The sequence below is a fragment of the Pilimelia columellifera subsp. columellifera genome (assembly GCF_039532605.1).
GTDB lineage: Bacteria > Actinomycetota > Actinomycetes > Mycobacteriales > Micromonosporaceae > Pilimelia > Pilimelia columellifera.
In genome coordinates this window covers 387716-406419 of sequence record NZ_BAAARY010000001.1, presented here as the reverse complement: position 1 = coordinate 406419, position 18704 = coordinate 387716, and the positions used below count along the sequence as shown (strand labels likewise).

15 protein-coding genes are annotated in these 18704 nt (G+C 69.9%); 9 read left to right on the top strand and 6 right to left on the bottom strand.

The window, feature by feature from the left end; all coding sequences use genetic code 11:
- Nucleotides 1–23 precede the first annotated feature (23 nt).
- From ABD287_RS01895 to ABD287_RS01885, 3 genes are all read right to left on the bottom strand, one after another.
- Complete coding sequence (locus tag ABD287_RS01895; protein ID WP_344167147.1) at nt 24–479, bottom strand: lamin tail domain-containing protein; 456 nt, start codon at nt 477–479, stop codon at nt 24–26.
- Between the two features lie 219 nt (nt 480–698).
- A complete protein-coding gene (locus tag ABD287_RS01890) occupies nt 699–1778 on the bottom strand; it encodes an inositol-3-phosphate synthase (protein ID WP_344167145.1) in 1080 nt (359 codons plus the stop codon).
- Nucleotides 1779–1791: 13 nt separating this feature from the next.
- Nucleotides 1792–2403 carry a PadR family transcriptional regulator gene (locus ABD287_RS01885; RefSeq protein WP_344167143.1) on the bottom strand — a complete coding sequence of 204 codons (612 nt, stop codon included), beginning with the start codon at nt 2401–2403 and terminating at the stop codon, nt 1792–1794.
- Between the two features lie 232 nt (nt 2404–2635).
- On the opposite strand from ABD287_RS01885, the gene ABD287_RS01880 reads away from it, so the two are divergent.
- From ABD287_RS01880 to ABD287_RS01870, 3 genes are all read left to right on the top strand, one after another.
- A complete protein-coding gene (locus tag ABD287_RS01880) occupies nt 2636–3121 on the top strand; it encodes a DUF5318 family protein (protein ID WP_344167141.1) in 486 nt (161 codons plus the stop codon).
- Nucleotides 3118–5823, top strand: coding sequence for a transglycosylase domain-containing protein (locus tag ABD287_RS01875; RefSeq protein WP_344167139.1), 2706 nt, complete (start codon nt 3118–3120; stop codon nt 5821–5823). Before ABD287_RS01880 ends, ABD287_RS01875 begins: the two co-directional genes overlap by 4 nt.
- A 101-nt stretch (nt 5824–5924) precedes the next feature.
- Entirely contained in the window at nt 5925–7391 is a 1467-nt protein-coding gene (locus ABD287_RS01870) for a glycosyltransferase family 87 protein (RefSeq protein WP_344167137.1), read from the top strand.
- On the opposite strand, the gene ABD287_RS01865 is transcribed toward ABD287_RS01870, so the two are convergent.
- Both ABD287_RS01865 and ABD287_RS01860 read right to left on the bottom strand, forming a co-directional pair.
- Nucleotides 7338–9191: a hypothetical protein gene (locus ABD287_RS01865; protein ID WP_425565464.1), complete on the bottom strand. Its 1854-nt coding sequence runs from the start codon at nt 9189–9191 to the stop codon at nt 7338–7340. The genes ABD287_RS01870 and ABD287_RS01865 overlap by 54 nt on opposite strands.
- Nucleotides 9191–9967, bottom strand: a complete 777-nt coding sequence (locus ABD287_RS01860; protein WP_344167133.1) for a deoxyribonuclease IV — start codon at nt 9965–9967, stop codon at nt 9191–9193. Before ABD287_RS01860 ends, ABD287_RS01865 begins: the two co-directional genes overlap by 1 nt.
- 125 nt (nt 9968–10092) lie before the next feature.
- Here ABD287_RS01860 and ABD287_RS01855 point away from each other — a divergent pair, with 125 nt between their 5' ends.
- From ABD287_RS01855 to rplI, 5 genes are all read left to right on the top strand, one after another.
- Nucleotides 10093–10977 (top strand): hypothetical protein, encoded by an 885-nt coding sequence (locus ABD287_RS01855; RefSeq protein ID WP_344167131.1) that lies wholly within the window; start codon nt 10093–10095, stop codon nt 10975–10977.
- Between the two features lie 339 nt (nt 10978–11316).
- Complete coding sequence (rpsF, locus tag ABD287_RS01850; protein ID WP_265253751.1) at nt 11317–11607, top strand: 30S ribosomal protein S6; 291 nt, start codon at nt 11317–11319, stop codon at nt 11605–11607.
- A gap of 96 nt (nt 11608–11703) precedes the next feature.
- Complete coding sequence (locus ABD287_RS01845; protein ID WP_344167127.1) at nt 11704–12216, top strand: single-stranded DNA-binding protein; 513 nt, start codon at nt 11704–11706, stop codon at nt 12214–12216.
- A gap of 17 nt (nt 12217–12233) precedes the next feature.
- Nucleotides 12234–12473: a 30S ribosomal protein S18 gene (gene rpsR, locus ABD287_RS01840; RefSeq protein WP_344167125.1), complete on the top strand. Its 240-nt coding sequence runs from the start codon at nt 12234–12236 to the stop codon at nt 12471–12473.
- A 14-nt stretch (nt 12474–12487) separates the two neighbouring features.
- On the top strand, nt 12488–12937 hold the full coding sequence (gene rplI, locus ABD287_RS01835; protein ID WP_344167123.1) for a 50S ribosomal protein L9: 450 nt from the start codon (nt 12488–12490) through the stop codon (nt 12935–12937).
- 113 nt (nt 12938–13050) lie between these two features.
- On the opposite strand, the gene ABD287_RS01830 is transcribed toward rplI, so the two are convergent.
- Nucleotides 13051–14982 (bottom strand): hypothetical protein, encoded by a 1932-nt coding sequence (locus tag ABD287_RS01830; RefSeq protein WP_344167121.1) that lies wholly within the window; start codon nt 14980–14982, stop codon nt 13051–13053.
- Nucleotides 14983–15556: 574 nt separating this feature from the next.
- On the opposite strand from ABD287_RS01830, the gene dnaB reads away from it, so the two are divergent.
- Complete coding sequence (gene dnaB / locus ABD287_RS01825) at nt 15557–18694, top strand: replicative DNA helicase (protein ID WP_344167737.1); 3138 nt, start codon at nt 15557–15559, stop codon at nt 18692–18694.
- Nucleotides 18695–18704: the final 10 nt, after the last annotated feature.

Here is an 18704-nt window from a genome sequence, read left to right as displayed (position 1 = left end):
CACCACCCGCCGACGCCACGCCGTCAGCAGTTGCGGTAGTCGTACCGGGTCGAGTTGTAGGCGCAGGAGTCGATCTGGACGCCGGAGGCGTTCCGCAGGATCGCGGTGTCCCGGTCGTTGTTCCAGACGTAGGCCCGACGCCCCCAGTAGCGGTTGGTCGCCGTGTTCGTGCCGATGCCGGTGCGCAGGGTGACCGTCGCTCCGGCGTTGAGGTTGAAGGTTCCGAACGTGTAGACGTGGCGGGCGGTGTCGCGCACCGTCCAGCCAGTCAGCGAGCGTCGCGTACGGGTGGTGTTGCGGAGCTGGACGTACTCGGCGTTGAGGCTGGCGTTGGCGCCGCGGTCGGTTCCGGGCGAGTCGTACCAGATCTTTGTGATCATGATGACGGGGGCGGCGGCGCTCGCGGGGGCAGGGGCGGCGAGACCGCCCAGGGCGGCGACGAGCGCGACGGCTGAAGCGAGGAGGGTTCGCAGGCGCATGACAGTCCTTCGGCAGAGGTCGTAACGGAATTAACGCTACTGACGGCCCGGCAAAGCACAGATCAACCAAAATGCTCATTGTTCCGGCCGTCGGACCCATGCCGCTGCCGAACGACCGTCCCCGGACGACGTACCCCGCGTTCGCAAGCCGTCACCACGTAAGGCGGCGGGCGGCCCGGACCAGCTCGGTCCGGAACGCCCGCCGCCTTACGTGCGGTGTCAGCTCTCGATCTCGCCCTTGATGAACGCCTCGACGGCCTGGTGGGCGTCGTGGTCGGCGTACTGCTGCGGCGGCGACTTCATGAAGTAGCTCGACGCGGACAGGATCGGCCCACCGACCTTGCGGTCGAGGGCGATCTTCGCCGCGCGGACCGCGTCGATGATGACGCCGGCGGAGTTCGGCGAGTCCCACACCTCGAGCTTCAGCTCGGCGTTCAGCGGAACGTCCCCGAACGAGCGGCCTTCGAGGCGGATGTACGCCCACTTGCGGTCGTCGAGCCACGGCACGTGGTCCGACGGCCCGATGTGGACCTCGCCTTTGCCCATCTCGTGCGGGATCTGCGAGGTGACCGACTGCGTCTTGGAGATCTTCTTGGACATGAGGCGCGTGCGCTCCAGCATGTTCATGAAGTCCATGTTGCCGCCGAAGTTGAGCTGGTAGGTGCGCAGCAGCTCGACGCCCCGGTCCTCGAACAGCTTCGCCAACGCCCGGTGCACGATGGTCGCGCCGACCTGCGACTTGATGTCGTCGCCGACGATCGGCAGGCCCGCGTCGGCGAACTTGTCCGCCCACACCGGGTCGGAGGCGATGAAGACGGGCAGCGCGTTGACGAACGCGCAGCCGGCGTCGATCGCCTCCTGGGCGTAGAACTTGGCGGCCTCCTCGGAGCCGACCGGCAGGTAGGCGACGACGACGTCGGCCCGAGCGTCGCGCAGGGTTTGCGCCACGTTCACCGGCTCGTCGTCGGACTCCTGGATGATCTCGCGGTAGTACTGGCCGAGTCCGTCGAAGGTCGGCCCGCGCTGGACGGTGATCCCGCTCGGCGGCACGTCGCACAGCTTGATCGTGTTGTTCTCGCTGGCGACGATCGCCTCGGCGAGGTCACGGCCGACCTTCTTGGCATCCACGTCGAATGCGGCGACGAACTCCACGTCTTTGACGTGGTAGTCACCGAACTGGACGTGCATGAGACCCGGGACGCGGTCGTTCGGGTTGGCGTCGCGGTAGTACTCCACGCCCTGGACCAGGGACGAGGCGCAGTTACCGACGCCGACGATGGCGACGCGGACGGAGCCCATCGGGTGCCTCCTCTTATTGATGACGACCGCCACGGTGGTCCCCGGGCGGGGTGGGGTCTGTGGGTTGTTGCGACGGGGGGCGGCCGGAGCGCTCGTTGGCGATGAGCTCCTCCAGCCAGCGGACTTCCCGTTCGCAGGCGTCCAGGCCGTGCCGTTGCAACTCCAGCGTGTACGCGTCGAGTCGGGACGCTGCCCGACTGAGGACGTTGCGCAGGCCCTCGCGGCGCTCCTCGACCCGGCGCCGGCGGCCTTCGAGGATGCGCAGCCTGGTGGCGGTGTCGGTGCGGGCGAAGAACGTGAAGTGGACGCCGAAGCCGGGGTCGTCGTAGGTTTCCGGTCCGGCGGCGCACAGCCGGTCGGCGAAGCGTTCCTTGCCTTCGGCGGTGATCCGGTAGACGACGCGGCTGCGTTTGCTGGTGAGGGCCGAGTCCAGCGGACCGGCAGACGCGGCGGGGGGCGTTTCGGCGATCCAGCCGGCGTCCCGCATCCGGCGTAGCGTCGGGTAGAGCGTGCCGTAGGAGATGGCCGCCCGGAAGGCGCCGAGTTTGGCGCCCAGCTCCTTGCGAAGCTCGTAGCCGTGCATCGGGGTTTCCTGTAGAAGTCCGAGGATCGCAAGCTCGAGCACAGCGGGCGGTCCTCCTCGGTCGCTCATCTCCGACACAGCTGGAGTGATCTTGGCCGGCGGCGGCCCACGCTCGCGGGCCGATGTATCGCGCCGATACATCGTCACGGTAGAGCGCGTCGAGATATGTCGCAACTAGCGGCCCTGCTCACGCCGGTAGTGACCCCTGGTTGCCTGTCTCGTGCAGAGCGTCACGAATATCGCGTCGGGTGCTCTGACCGCGTACCCTTCACGCATGTCCACGCAGCGGCCGGTCGTCGACTACTCGCTGACCAAGCGGGCTGTGCTGCGGGATTTCCAGCGCGGCCTGGTCGCCATGGGCGAGATCTGCGACTCCTCGCCCTACCTGCGCAACGCGGCAAGGTTCCACGGGGAACAGACTGAGCTCCGCTGCCCGGTCTGCCGCCGCGAGAACCTGACATATGTCCGATTCGCGTATGGGGAGGCGCTTCGACAGTCGGCCGGGCAGGCGCGCCGACCGGACGAGTTGTCCCTGCTCGCCGCGACGGTCGACGAATTTCAGGTCTACCTGGTCGAAGTCTGCCGCGGCTGCGGCTGGAATCATCTGATAGAGCAGTATCTACTGGGCACGCGTGTGACCGGATCGAACTCGCCACGGCGGATCGACGTAGATATCAATGAACGGCCTGAACGCTACGGCCGGGTTTCTCAATCAGCGCGGCGCGACGGCGCCGTCGCGACGGCAGGGTGTGACGAATGACTTCCTATGGTGACTCCGGGTTCAGATCGGGGCCGGACGGCTCCGAGAACCCTCAGCCATGGCCAGGAAACGGCGGCGGCCACTCCGGCGGCGCCAGGCAGGGCTCCGCCGGGCGCGCCGCCGTCCCCAACAACTACGCGCCGGGCGCCGGCGGGCGCGCTGTCGCCCGGGCCAGCGCCCGGGTGAGCGTCCCCGCGGCCGACCGCGGCGGTGACCCCAACGGCCCGGCCCGGGCGTCGGCGCGGGTCCCGGCCGGCCGCGCCAGCGTCGGCCGCCGTCCGACCGGCGGCGCCCCTGGAAGCGCCCGCGGCGGCGGACTCGCCAGTCTCACCAAACTCAGCGGGCAGAGCCTGCTCGCCGCCCGTCGCCTCGGCGGCGAACCCAACAGCCGGCGACGGCGGATCAACTGGATCATCGGCATCGTCTCGGTCGTCGGCATGCTGCTCGGCGCGACCGTGGTGGGCGTCACCTGGTACTCGACGACCGTGGTCGTGCCGAAGGACTTCAACAACCTCGCGCTCACCTCGACCCTCATGTACTCCGACAGCAAGAACGAGATCGCCAAGGTCGGGCAGGAGAACCGCAGCTACGCCACGATCAAGCAGATCCCGGACCATGTCGAACGGGCGGTGGCCTCAGCCGAGGACCGCAAGTTCTACGAGCACTCCGGCATCGACTACGTCGGCATCATGCGCGCGGCCTGGAGCAACCTCACCACCGACAGCACGCAGGGCGCCTCCACCATCACCCAGCAGTACGCCCGGAACGCGATGGAGCTGACCAAGGAGATCTCCTACGCCCGCAAGGCCCGGGAAGCGATCCTCGCGTCGAAGCTCAACGACAAGTTCCCCAAAGACACGATCATGGAGTACTACCTCAACACGATCTACTTCGGTCGGGGCGCCTACAGCATCGAGACCGCCGCGCAGTCCTACTTCAAAAAGCCGGTCAACCGCATCAGCGTGGCCGAGGCGGCCGTGCTCGCCGCTGTCATCAAGCAGCCGGTGTCGTCCGAGACGCACAAGGGTTACGACCCAACGCTCAACCCCGGGGCGGCCCAGGAGCGCTGGGGCTACGTCCTCGACGGCATGGTCCAGAAGGGCTGGCTGGCGCCCGAGCAGCGAAACACGCTCAAATACCCCAAGGTGGTCGAGTTCGACGACCGCGCCTGTGGCGTCGAGTGTGGGCTGCAGACCCCGTCCGGGATCGTGGTCAACTACGTGACGCGTGAGCTGTCCGAGATGCGCGATCCGAAGACCAAGAAGCCCCTCTGCCAGGTCGGCGGCTGCCTTCAGGCGCTCCAGCGGGGCGGCTTCCGAGTCACCACCACGCTGCAGCACAAGGCGCAGAAGGCGGCCGAGCGGGTGGCCGCCCCCAGGGGCGATTTCCTGAGGAGCCAGCAGAAGAACCTGAAGGTGGGACTCGCCGCCGTCGACCCTGACACCGGCCGGGTGGTCGCCTACTACGGCGGCCCCAACACCAACCGGGCAGAAACCGACTACGCCGGGCTCAACTTCGACAAGAACGGCAACCCGATCGGCGGGCATCCGGCGGCCTCGTCGTTCAAGGTCTACACCCTCGCCGCCGCGCTCCAGGAAGGCTACAGCGCCAACACGTTCTGGCGCGGCGTCGCACGCAAGGACGACGCCGGTAACCTCATTACCAACGCCGGCACCCTCCGTCCGAACTGCGATCGGGGCAGCAACGCCTGCACCCTTCGTGAGTCGACCGTCCGGTCGTACAACGTCCCCTTCTTCGGGGTGGCCGAGAAGATCGGCCCGGACAAGGTCGTCGATGTGGCCAAGCGCGCCGGCATCAGGACGATGTGGAGCCAGGAGCGGGACGGCACCATGCGCCCCCGTGACCTCGCCAACATGAACGAGACCGAGTACGCCGGGCGGAAGCTCTTCGACTACCACGTGGGCTACGGCAAGTACCCGGTCACCGTGCTCGACCACGCCAACGGCATGGCGACCTTCGCCGCCCGCGGGGTCTACAACAAGGCGCACTTCGTGCTCAAGGTCGAGCGGAAGAACCTCAGCACCGGCAAGTTCGAGGAGATCGTCGGCGGCGAGCGTCTCAAGCCCGAACAGCGCATCGACCGCGAGGTCGCCGACGAAGTCAACCAGATCCTGCGTCAGGTGCCCCGGAACGACGGCAACGGCCTCCAGGACGGCCGGGACGTCGCCGGCAAGACCGGCACCTGGGAACTCAGCAGCGTCAAGCCGGACCTCAACGGCGACGCCTGGATGGTCGGCCACACGCCCAAACTCGCCTCGGCGGTCTGGGCCGGCACCGATGACAGCGCCCGGGTCGCCATCAAGGACCGGGCTACCGGGGGAAACATGATTGGCGCCGGGCTCCCCGCCCGGATCTGGAAGGCGTTCATGACCGAGGCGTCGTCCGGGCAGCCGTTCGAGCAGTTCCCGCCGTCGACCAACATCGGTAACCCGGACAAGAAGGGCGACGGGATCGAGCCGCCCCGTCCGACCCTGCCTTCGCTCCCTTGCCCGCCGCTCTGTTTCCCCGGCGACGGCGACGACGATGACCAGCCCGGGTTCCCCGGAACGCCGCAGCTGCCGTTCCCGACGCTGCCCGCGCCGAACCCCGGCGAGCCCACTGACCCCGGCCCCGGCGGAGGCGGCGGAGGCGGCGGAGGCGGCGGGAATGGCAACGGGAACGGGAACGGGAACGTCGGCTGAGGCGGTCCCGGGACGGGCGATGGGGCGCGTGCCCACGCGCGGCGCGGCGGCGGGCCCGCCAATTCCGCTGCGGCGGCCGGTGATGCGGCAGGATGTCGGGAATGAAGGCGCGTCGTACGGCAGTCGATGATCCGGGGCGTACGGACGGGTTCGTCCGCGGGCTGGTCGAGGCCATCGGAGGTCCGCTCGGCGCGCACGCCGCCGGTCCAGGCGGCCCGTCCCCCCGGCGGTTCTGGACTCCGGCGCGGATCGTCCTCGCGCTCGGCTGCCTCACGTTGGTGCTGCACTGGGTGCAGAAGACGCCGTGCATGGACGGGGCATGGACGAACAATGTCCAGTACACCCGGTTCTGCTACAGCGATGTGCTGGCGTTGTTTTTCAACGAGGGTCTGGACGAGGGAAAAATCCCCTACCTGGACCATCCGGTCGAGTACCCGGTCCTGACCGGGGCGTTTATGGGCCTGCTCGGTCTGCCGATCCACGCCTACGGCCAGAGCCACCCCGAGATCAACATGGGGATGTGGTTCTACAACGTCAACGCGTTCGTGCTCAGCGTGCTGGCTGTCGTCACCATCGCGCTGCTGCTGGGGATGCGGCGACGTCGCCCGTGGGACGTGGCGATGTTCGCGCTCGCTCCGGCCCTGTTCATCAGCGGGACCGTCAACTGGGACCTGCTGTCGATCGTGTTCGCCGTCGGCGGCCTGGCCGCCTGGGCCAGGCGCCGTCCGCTCCTCGCCGGGCTGCTGCTTGGGTTGGGCACCGCGGCGAAGCTGTGGCCTGGCTTCCTGTTCATCGCGATCCTGTTCCTGGCGGTACGGGCCCGTCGGCTGGCCCCGGCGATCGAGGCGACGGCGATGGGAATCGTCGTCTGGCTCTCGGTCAACCTGCCGGTGATCTGGTTGAACCAGACCGGCTGGTCGGAGTTCCTACGGCTCAACCGCGAGCGCGGCGTCGACTGGGGCACGCTGTGGTACATCGGCGAGCATCTACCCACCGGCCCGGGCGAGTACGGGCTGGAGCTGTTCAAGCGGCTCGGCGCTGACATCCCGACCCTGAACCTCCTCACCTACGTGCTCATCGCCTTCGCCTGGGCCGCGGTGCTGGTGCTGGTGCTGCGGGCGCCACAGCGACCACGCCTGGCGCAGGTCGCCTTCCTCGTCGTCGCGCTGTTCCTGATCTTCAACAAGGTGTGGTCGCAGCAGTTCGTGCTGTGGCTGCTGCCGCTGGCGGTGCTCGCGCGACCACGGTGGACGGCGTTTTTGGCCTGGCAGCTCGCCGAGGTGTGCTACTTCGCCGCGTTCTACGGCGAGCTCATGGGCGCCGGCGGGAAGACGGTCTTTCCGGAGTGGGTCTTCGTCCTGGCGTCGATCCTGCGGATGGGCGCCGTGGTAGTCCTGTGTGTCATGGTGGCTCGGGACATCATGCGGCCGGAGCGTGATCCGGTTCGGGCCAGCTACGACGGCACGGATCCCGACGAGGGCGAACTCGCCGATCGCGACGGCGCCGACGACCGCTCAGGTGACGGTGAAGACAAGCGCGCCGTCGACCTCAGTCCGGCTCACGCCTAGCTGGTCGACCGGCCGTTCGGCGATCTGTTCCCACGGGGTTCCCGGCAGCTCGTCACGCAGGACGACCACCGAGCGAATGCCGATCTTGCGGAGGTGCTCGACGCTGAGCTGGTCCGGGAAGGTCTCCATGATCTTCCTGGTAGTGCCGAGGCTGTTGGGCGTGAAGCCGCTGTTGCCGTTGACGACCTTCGGGAAGCCGGCGGTGGACCACAGCAGCACGTAGCTGTCGATCCGGAAGTCGCTGGGCAGGACCATCGCCGGGCCGGCGGTCTGCCGTAGCGCCGCCGGCGCGGTCGGGACGGTGGGGTGTGGCGTGGTGTTCAGGCCCTCAGCGAGCACCAGGAGGGCCGGCACGATGGTCGCGAGCCGTAGCCAGCCATGGAGCCCGGCCGTGCCCGGATCGTGCCGGAGCGCCGCCGCTCGACGGAGGATCTCGGTGACGGCGCCGGCGGCCAGCACGGTGAGCAGCAGGGTCGTCCACAGCATCAGCCGGCCGGGGGTGCGCACCCCCTCCCAGCCGGGCAGGTACTCGAAGAGCAGCAGGTAGCCGTACTCGCCGCCGAAGAACTGGGTGCCCATCGACAGCGCGCCGGTGCCGAGGACGGCGGCGACCAGGAACAGGCGCTGTCGCAGCGTCCACACCGAGAAGAAAAGCCCGGTGAGGGCCAGCGCGTACAGGGTGAATCCGGGCAGCAGCGCCATCTCCGGCGCCCAGGCCAGCCGCTCCCGCAGCGCGGCGTGGTCCGGGCCCCAGATCAGGGAGTGCTCGGGAGCGGTGACGAAACCGAGCAGCGGCGGTGAGTACATGTCGAGCAGCCCGGTGGTGCGCTTGGCGTACGGGTGAAGTTCGGCGACCTCGTAGTACGGCAGCGCCATGAGAACGCCGACGGCGCCGAAGACCAGGCCGCCGCCGAGGTTGGCGGCGAGCAGCGGCCAGCCGAACGGCATCGCCGCGGCGCCCCGACGCAGCCGGCTCACCGTCCACCAGACCGCGGCGACCACAGCGATGAGGGCGAGCGCGTAGGCGAAGCCGAGGCCGATGCCGAAGCCGAGGCTGAGCTGCCAGGCCGCCACCAGCCAGCCGGCGAGGACCCAACCTGGCCGGCGGCGCTCGGGGCGGTAACCGTGCCGCAACGACCAGCCGTGGCCGCGGGCGAGCATCGCGAGCGCGAGGGCGATCCCACCGCTGGAGAGCACATGCAGGTGTCCGGCCTGGGACAGCCGCCAGGGGGCGAACCCACAGGCCAGGCCGGCGATCGCGGCGCCGACACGCCCCGCGCCGAGTTGCCTGATCAGGGCGTACGCGCCGAGGAACGCCAGTGCGTGCGCCAGCACGTACATGATGTTGTAGCGCATCACGGCGGCCACTGAGCCGTCGCCGACCAGGCCAGCCGGGGCGTAGCCGAGCAGGGTGTCGGAGAACGCGAAGCTGTACGGCTCGGGGTAGAAGCCGTTGGCGTGCCACAGGCTGCCCAGATCCGTCTTGAGCGCGTGGCCCGACCAGGCCATCTGCCATGCCTGTAGGGACGGGTCGATGGCGTCCTCGGGGATGGTGGTCATCGGTCGACGCAACGTCGGCCAGGTCATCAGCGCGGCGAGCGCCAGGCTGGTGAGCGCGGCCAGGGTCCACTCGTGTCGGAGCACCCGCCAGGCGGCGCGGCCGGCCCGGGCGAGGCGGTTGGGCGGCTGCGGAGCGGCCGGAGCGAACCTGGCGAACGGGTCGCTCGCGCTGGGGTCGGCAGGGCCAGACACGGGCGTTACCGGTCCAGCCGGGGGTCCGTCGGGGGTGTCGTCGGCCATCAGCCGCCGAGCTTTCCGCGCAGGTACGCGATGTCGGTGGCCTGGCCGTCGACGCCGCCCGGCGTCTCGACGATCGCGGGGGCGCCCGCGGCGGCGATCACGGCGGCCAGCACCTCGGGGTCGATGACGCCGGCGGCGAGGTTGTCGTGGCGGTCCCGGCCGGAGTCGAACGGGTCTTTCGAGTTGTTGGCGTGGACGAGGTCGATCCGGCCAGTGATGGCTTTGACGCGGTCGACCAGCCCGAGCAGCTCCTCCCCGCCGGCGTGGGCGTGGCAGGTGTCGAGGCAGAAGCCCACCTCGTGATCGCCGATGGCGTCCCAGAGGCGGGCCAGGGCGTCGAGCCGCCGGGCGCAGGCGTTGTCGCCACCGGCGGTGTTCTCGATGAGGATGGGCGTATCGAGACCGCCGTTGTCGGCGGCGTACGCGAACGTCTTGCGCCAGTTGTCGAAACCGACCGCGAGGTCGTCGCCCTTGTTCACATGTCCACCGTGCACGATGAGCCCGGCGGCGCCAACGGCGGCGGCCGCCCGGGCGTGGCTGACCATGAGCTTGCGGCTGGGAATCCGGATCCGGTTGTTGGTGGTGGCTACGTTGAGCACGTACGGCGCATGGATGTAGATCGCCACGTCGGAGGTCGTGAGCGCGGCCGCGTCGGCCCTGGCCGTCGGGGCTTTCCAGCCCTGTGGGTCGGACAGGAAGAACTGGACCGCGTCGGCGCCGCGGGCGGCGGCCTCGGCGAGCGGGTCGGCGGAATCGACATGGGCTCCGATGCGCATGCCTGGGAGCCTACGGCGTCCCACTGACGGAGTACCCAAACCCGGTGTTTTGTCCATGCTCGACGGAGAAAGTCCCTTCTTTCCGGGGCGGTCGGACGCCCTCTCACGTCACTCGCAAGTGACGCGTGTCGTTGCACAGCTTGCTGGTGTTCCACGAGAAGGCAGAGCTGGGGAGTGGGATCGTGGCACGGATCGCGTTACGTCGTCAGGTGGGCCGTTCGACGGTCGGGTCGCTGGCCGGGGTGCTTCTCGTCCTCGCAGCCGGCCCGGCCGCCGCGACCGAGGTCGGCCTTGGTGGCCGGGTCGTCACCTTCAACGGCGGGAGTCTGCTCGGCCTGCGGTGCGCCTCGACCGTCGACACCGAGACCGTCGTCATCCAGGCCGAGACGACGCTGCGGGTGCGGAACCGGACGGGGCACCGGGCCACCCTCCTGCTGGACGGGGAGCCGTTCGGCGAGGTCGCCAAGCGGGCAGTGGCGGAGGTGCTGTTCCACCATGGACCGGTCGAGCTGTCGCTGAAGCCGCACTGTGTGGTCACCAGCCAGGCCACTGTCCGGGTGCAGGTGGTGGAGCCACCGGCGCCACGGCCGACCGGGAGCGCGCCTCCGGAGGGCACGGCGCCGGCTCCGCCGGGAGGCGGCCCTGTCAGGCCGGGCGCCACGCCGCAGTCGCCGGCCCCGACGGCGGGTGACACGGCGCCTGTCGCCGTGGACAATCCGGAGGTTGTCGACGGGCGCGCGCCCGTGGGCGGTCCGCGACCGTCCAACGGGGGCGGCGCGGGATCGGGAGGAGCTGCGGTGGACGTGCCGATGGGTGACGCGCTGACCCGGGCTGGTCGGACTCTGCCGAACAACCCACCGGCCGAGGCCATGGCGGCGGTGGATCCGGTGGTTGACCGCGGGCCGATCACTCTTCTGGGGCTGCTGGCCCTGATCTGCATCTCAGGGGTTCTGACCGGGGCGATTCGTGCTATTCTCGCTCAGCGGTCAACTAGGACAAGTAGCATGTAAAGGTGCTTATCGGATGTTCGTGCCGACGCTTCCGTTCCGTGGAGCACGTCCCGCCGATTCCCGATGACCGCTGTCGTCTCCGCGGGGCGCGGTGTCCACGCTCGTCGGTGTGGTCGTTCCTCCCCAGGTCCCACCCTAGGAATGCGGACCAAGCGCCCCGCGGTCCTACTGCGCGCCGTCCATTGCCAGCGGCGTCGCCGGCCGCGACTGCCCTGCCCGCGGTAGGCGCCGGGCCCCCGGTATCCTTACTCGGTTCGTCGCTTCATGTGCGGCGGACAGACGCCAGACCTCCTGCCGCGGAGGTGCCGCGGCCACTAGCCCAGAGGAGGTGAGTACGTCTTGCGTCACTACGAGATCATGGTGATCCTCGACCCCAGCCTGGAGGAGCGCACTGTCGCCCCGTCGCTGGACACGTACCTCAACGTCATCCGCACCGCGGGTGGCTCGGTGGAGAAACTCGATGTGTGGGGCCGTCGCCGGCTCTCGTTCGAGATCAACAAGAAGGCCGAGGGCATCTACGCCGTCATCGACCTTCAGGCTTCGCCCGAGGCCGTCGCCGAGCTGGACCGTCAGCTTCGTCTGAACGAGTCCGTCCTGCGCACCAAGGTGATCCGGCCGGACGTTCGCTGACGCGACGCCCGGCTCCCCCGGACCAGCATCAGCCTCATGTCAGACCGTCGTGCAACGGTGGTCGAGCAACGAGCTGAGCGTGCTGAGGAGTTGGCAATGGCAGGAGACACCACCATCACGGTCGTCGGCAATCTGACCGACGACCCTGAGCTGCGCTTCACCCCCTCCGGGGCCGCGGTCGCCAAGTTCCGGATCGCTTCGACGCCCCGGTTCCTCGACAAGGCGTCCGGCGAGTGGAAGGACGGCGAACCGCTGTTCCTGGCGTGCAACATCTGGCGCCAGGCAGCGGAGAACGTCGCCGAGTCCCTCCAGCGGGGCTCCCGCGTCATCGTCACCGGCCGGCTGCGCCAGCGGTCGTACGAGACGCGCGAGGGTGAGAAGCGCACCGTCATCGAGCTGGAGGTCGACGAGATCGGCCCGTCGCTGCGGTACGCCACGGCGAAGGTGCAGAAGATGTCGCGCTCCGGTGGCGGTGGGTTCGGCGCCTCCGGCGGTGGCAACCAGGGCGGCGGCGGAGGAAACTTCGACGACCCCTGGGCGACCGCCGCGCCAGCCGGCAAACCAGCCGGTGGATCCGGTGGAAACTTTGACGATGAGCCACCGTTCTAGACGACTGAGGAAACGACATGGCTAAGGCTGCGGCTCTGCGCAAGCCCAAGAAGAAGGTGAACCCGCTCGACAAAGAGGGGATCACCTACATCGATTACAAGGACACCGCGCTGCTGCGCAAGTTCATCTCCGACCGGGGCAAGATCCGTGCCCGCCGGGTCACCGGGGTGACCTGCCAGCAGCAGCGTCAGATCGCCAGCGCGGTCAAGAACGCCCGCGAGATGGCGCTCCTGCCGTACACGACCACGGCTCGCTGAGAGGGGGCACGGACATGAAGATCATCCTCACCCACGAGGTGTCCGGGCTCGGCACTCCCGGCGACGTTGTCGAGGTCAAGAACGGCTACGGCCGTAACTACCTCCTGCCCCAGGGCTTCGCGATGCCGTGGAGCAAGGGAGCTGAGAAGCAGGTCACGGTTATCAAGCGGGCCCGTGAGAGCCGCGAGATCCGTGACCTCGGCCAGGCTACCGAGGTCAGGGGCCAGCTTGAGAACCTCAGGGTCGGCATGAAGGCGCGCGCCGGTGACGGCGGTCGTCTGTTCGGCTCGATCACCGCTGCCGAGGTCGTCGAGGCCGTCACCGCCGCTGGCGGCCCGACGCTCGACCGTCGACGGCTGGAGATGCCCGGGGCGATCAAATCTCTCGGCAACTACCAGGTCTCGGTCAAGCTGCACCCCGAGGTGACCGCGAAGTTCACGTTGGACGTCACCAAGTCCAAGTAACCAGCGCCGAACAGCGGCCGTGTGGAACGGATCCGTTCCACACGGCCGCTGTCTGTCTGGTGAGCAACGGGGATTACTGAGCGGGCGAAGTCGGACAATGGCGGCCGGCCGCGTCAGCCGAGGGGCTGGCCCGTGATGACGGAGACGGCGACCGTCGCCAGCCCGCCGCCCACCACCGCGGCGGCGAAGCCTACGGTCCGTGACTTCCACGAGCTGCTGACCTTCCGCAAAACCACTGCGACCCCTGCGCTGAGCACGAGCACGCCCAGCATCTTCGGCAGGCTGGCCGCCAGCGTGGCCAACGCCGCTGCCTGTTGCGAGGCGCACCGGGCGCCGTTGACGCAGCTCGCCTGGGCCTCCGGCCCCAGCGTGAGGCTCCACAGCACCCAGGCGATCACGGGAACCGCGAACCACATCACCGTGTAGGCCACGGCGGCGCCGTAGTTACCCAGCCATCCGGGCGACTCAGCCGCGGCTTCGTCCGTCGGCTCGTACGCCCGGATCCGACTCTGGGTCGAGGGCATCGAGGCACGGCGTTCCGCATCCTGACGGTAGGACGGCGAAGCGGCGGCGGACCGCGCCCTCCCGGCGTCACGCCGGTAGTCGGGGCGTCGGGACGGCGGCTCGGCGGGGGCTTCGGCGCGTCGGTCCGTTGCCGGAGCGTAGCTGGCCGAGCCGCGGTACCCACCGGCCCCGCGGGTGGGATCAACGCCGCGGCCACGAGGCGGAGCGGCGTCTCCGTCACGGGGCGCCGGGAGTCCACGTCGGCGGGTCGGGGCGTCGGAGGGAGCGGACGCGGGCGCGGGCGAGCCGCCGATGGCACGTTGGCCCGGCGGCGGGAAGGACCCTCGGTACGTCGGCGGCGGCTCGGGCGGTCGGGCGGGCTCCTCACGGCGCCGGCGGCGAGGCTGGTACTCCTCCCGCGGCGGATCAACCGGGGGCGTGCGCCAGTCAGCCGCTGGCTGAGGCGACTGCCGCTGCCCGGGAAACGAGGCAGGCGGGTCGTCGGGGAGATAACGCCGCCGGGGCGGTTCGGCGAGCGGTCCAGTGTCCGAAACCCCGTAGTGGTAGGGGCCGCCGCCGCCATCGTCCGGCCGCACGTTGCGGGAGCCGTAAGAGGCAGACGCGCGGGAGTCGTCGGGCGAGTCGCTGTAGCGCCGTGGACGGTAGCCGGGGTCCGGCGGCGCCTGGGCCTCTTCGCGGAGGGCCCGGCGCGGACGGTATCCGCCGGAGTCGTCGGTTGACCGGCCGCCACGCTGGTCGGGATCGTCGTACGCGGCGCGTCGGGGAGTGTAGTGGCCGGGCTCGGCATAGCCGGCGGGCGTGCCGTGGTCGTCGCTACGGCCTCGACCAACCGACTCGGACAGGTAGCCCCGGTCCTGGTAGGGCGGGGTGTCGAGGCTCGGGCCGCGGTGGCGGTAGCTGGTGGAGGTGTCCTCGGCTGCGCGATGGCCGCCGGTGTCCGACCACGGGTGTGGCGACGCCGCACGCTCCCAGGACGGCTGGTACGGGTCGGCGAGGGCGCCCGACTGGTAACCCGTGGGGCTCGCCTGGTACGGGGCAGCGCCCTGCCGGGGCGTCGAGCCCCGGTACGACTCCGGGGTCACGTAGGGGCCGCCGGAGTCGTAGGAGTCGTCGGCGCGGTAGGGCCCGCGCGCGCCGTCGCGAGGGGCGTCGCTCTGGTAGGCGGCGGCGCCGTGGCGTGCCGGGTCCCGGTAGCCGGAGGTCGACGACGGACGGAAGCCGCCGCTCCAACCGTCGTCGCTGCCGCGGCGTACCGCCGGCAGGACCTCGCCGACGTACGCGGTGTCCTCGTCGCGGCCGGAGAGAGCGCGGCGCGCAGGCCCGTCCCAGGCGGGAGCTGAGCTCGGGCCGCTCCAACTCTCGCCCGATCGGTAGCTGTCGTCACCGGGACGGCGGGTTGGTCGCCAGCCGTCCGTGCTGTCCGCATCCGTGGAGTACGGGCCGCCACCGCGGAGCCAGCCGTCATCGGAACGGTGGGCCGGTCGCGCGTACGGGCCCTCCTCCCAGTCTCGGTAGCTCACCAGGGGATCGTTTCGCTTTCGTGATGATCTGACAATGGGCTGGACAGCCAGGAACCAGGGTGCGCTGGCTGTGAGGGGAAGCGTAGTCCGCCCGGACCGCCGCCGGTAGCGAGCCGCCGGCCACCGATCGTGGGGACACGTTATCCACAGGCTGGCCAAGTTTCCTTCATCCACAGCCTGTGTATGAAGAAACGGCAGGTCAACACCACTATGTGGGGCGCGGTTCACCTCTTTGTCCACACGTTGTGCACAGGGTTATCCACAGGCTCGTCGGCGTGTTTCCACAGCTTTCCCACAGGGGCCCGGGGGCCCGACTGGCAGTGGCGCCGTCGCTCTCCTATCGTGGTCGCGCGGCCTCTGCGTTCGTGCGATTCACCCCTGGTCCGGCTCACCCCTGGTCACGCGCGTCCTCGACTCGCCCCCACGTCTGACGCGACTGCCTCAGACGCCCGCGCCTGGAGCCCGGCCGGCTGAGGAGGACACGGTGTCAGTCAGCGACGAGACCCGACCAGAGAGTCGACCGTCCAGCCGCCCGCCGGGGCGGGACGAGCCGGGCGGCAACCGTGCCGAAGCGGTGATTCCTGAAGGCCGACGACCGGCCGACTCCGGCTACGACCGCACCCCGCCCCAGGACCTGGCCGCCGAGCAGTGCGTCCTCGGGGGCATGCTGCTGTCCAAGGACGCCATCGCCGACGTCATCGAGATCCTCAAACCCGGCGACTTCTACCGACCCCACCACGCGACCGTCTTCGACGCGGTCCTGGACCTCTACGGTCGCGGCGAGCCCGCCGACGCGATCACCGTCGCCGCGTCGCTGGCCGACGCCGGCGACCTGGCCCGCATCGGTGGCGCCCCCTACCTGCACACCCTCATCGCCGCCGTCCCCACCGCGGCGAACGCCGCCTACTACGCGCGCATCGTCGGGGAACGGGCGATCCTGCGCCGCCTCGTCGAGGCCGGCACCCGGATCGCCCAGCTCGGATACGGGGCCAACGGCAACAACGGCCGCGATGTCGACGACATCGTCGACCTGGCCCAGCAGGCCATCTACGACGTCACCGAGAAGCGGGTCAGCGAGGACTTCGCCGTCCTGGCCGACATGCTGCAACCCACCCTGGACGAGATTGAGGCGGTCGGCGCGTCCGGCGGGATGATGACCGGCGTCCCCACCGGCTTCAGCGACCTGGACCGCCTGCTCAACGGCCTGCACGCCGGGCAGTTGGTCATCGTCGCCGGCCGTCCAGGCCTCGGGAAGGCGCTGGCGTTGGACACCCCGTTGCCGACCCCGGACGGCTGGACCACGATGGGCGCGGTGCGGGTCGGGGACCTGCTGATCGGCGCGGACGGGCGTCCGGTCGAAGTCACCGCCGCGACGGCGACGCAGCACGGCCGTTCCTGTTTCGCGGTCGAGTTCTCCGACGGTTCGGTGATCGTCGCGGACGCGGACCACCGCTGGTCGACACGGTCGCGGCGACCCAGGCGGGCCGCAGTCGTCCAGGTCCGCACCACCGCCCAGATCCGGCGGACGCTGCGCGACCAGAACCACCAGCCCAACCACAGCATCCCCACCGCAGCCCCGCTGGCGTTGCCGCGCCGCGACGACCTGCCCGTCCCGCCGTACGCCGTGGGCTCGCTGCTGGGCGGCGGGCGGATCCCGGCCGCCTACCTGCGCGCCGCCGAGGACCAGCGCCGGGACCTGCTCGCCGGACTGCTCGACGCCGACGGGGAGGTGGGTCCGACCGGGAACGTCCGGTACCGCACGACCTGCGCCGAACTGGCGGACGACGTCTACGAGCTGGTCGTGGGCCTGGGGTACCGCTGCGCGCTGAACACGACGCCGGCCGGGGGCCGCCCGGTGTCGACGTCCGCGTTCGTCCTGAGTTTCGCTACGGTCCACGACGTGTTCCGGTCGGAGCGCAAAAGGCTCACGCACCAGCGCCGCCGCCGGGCCGACGGGGGGGCCGGCGTCCGGACCATCGTCGAGGTGCGGCCGGTGCCCAGCGTGCCGGTGCGGTGCGTCAGCGTCGCCAACGCCGATCACCTGTACCTGGCCGGACGATCGATGATTCCGACCCACAACAGCACCGCGGCGATGGACTTCGCCCGCTCCGCCTCGCTCAAGAACAACCTCGCCAGCTGCATCTTCTCGCTGGAGATGAGCAAGGTAGAGATCGTCATGCGACTGCTGTCGGCGGAGGCGCGGGTGCCGCTGCACGTGCTGCGCTCCGGGCAGCTCTCCGACGACGACTGGACGAAACTGGCCCGGCGGATGGGCGAGATCAGCGAGGCGCCGCTGTTCGTCGACGACACCGCGAGCATGAACCTCATGGAGATCAGGGCCAAGGCGCGGCGGCTCAAGCAGCGGCACGACCTCAAGCTCATCGTGGTCGACTACCTGCAGCTGATGACGTCGCCGAAGAAGACGGAGTCGCGTCAGCAGGAGGTCTCGGAGCTGTCGCGTGGTCTCAAGCTGCTGGCCAAGGAGGTCGAGTGCCCGGTCATCGCGGTGTCGCAGCTGAACCGTGGCCCGGAGCAACGCACCGACAAGCGTCCGCAGCTCAGCGACCTCCGTGAGTCCGGCTGCCTGACTGCGTCGACCCGGCTGCTGCGGGCCGACAACGGCGCCGAGACCACCCTTGGCGAGCTGGTCGCGACCGGCGCGCGGAACATCCCGGTCTGGGCGGTGGACGAGACGCTGCGCTGCGTGCCGCGAATGTTGAGCCACGCGTTCCCGAGCGGACGCAAGGCGGTGTTCCGGATGAGCCTGGCGTCCGGACGTCAGGTCGAGGCGACCCCCAACCACCGATTCCTCACCGTGGACGGGTGGCGGGCGTTGGCGACGCTGGGCGCCGGGTCGCGGATCGCCGTGCCCCGGCACGTGCCGGCCCCGACCGAACCGACGATCGTCCCGGACGGGCTGGTGGCGCAGGCCGCTGAGACGACCGGCGGTCGCGTGCCGACGGAGGTGTTCGGTCTTGCCCGCGCGCAGGTCGCGTTGTTCCTGCGGCGCCTCTGGGCCAAGGGCGGGTCGGTGACGGTCGACCAGGCGGCCGGCGGCGGCGAGGTCCGTTACGGGGCGGCCAGCCGTCGCTGTGCCGACGACCTGGCGAGGCTGCTGCTGCGGTTCGGCATCGTCGGTCGGGTCACGACGGTCCGGTCGGGCGCCACGTTGGAGATCTCCGGCCGGGACGACCAACTCAGGTTCGTCCGGGAGATCGGCGGTCATGGCGGCCACCGGGCGGCGTGCGTCGCGCTACGGGCCGTTCTGGAGAGCCGACCCAGCGTCCCGGCCGACGCGGCGCCGGCCGCTGTCACCTGGGACCGGGTGCGGGAGCTGCTGACCGCTCCCAGCGGCGGCGCCCTGGCACAGGTCGTCGAGGTTCTGGACGCCGTGGACCTGGACATTCACGCGACGAACGACGTGCTCTGGGATCCGGTCGTCGCGATCGAGCCGATCGGCGAGCAGGACGTCTACGACGCGACGGTGCTCGGGCTGCACAACTTCATCGCCGACGGGGTCGTCGCCCATAACTCGATCGAGCAGGACGCTGACGTCGTCATCCTGCTGCACCGTGACGACTACTACGACAAGGAGTCGCCGCGGGCCGGCGAGGCGGACTTCATCGTGGCCAAGCACCGAAACGGACCCACTGACACGATCACCGTGGCGGCGCAGCTGCACCTGTCCCGCTTCGTCGACATGGCACTCTGATTCGGGAACT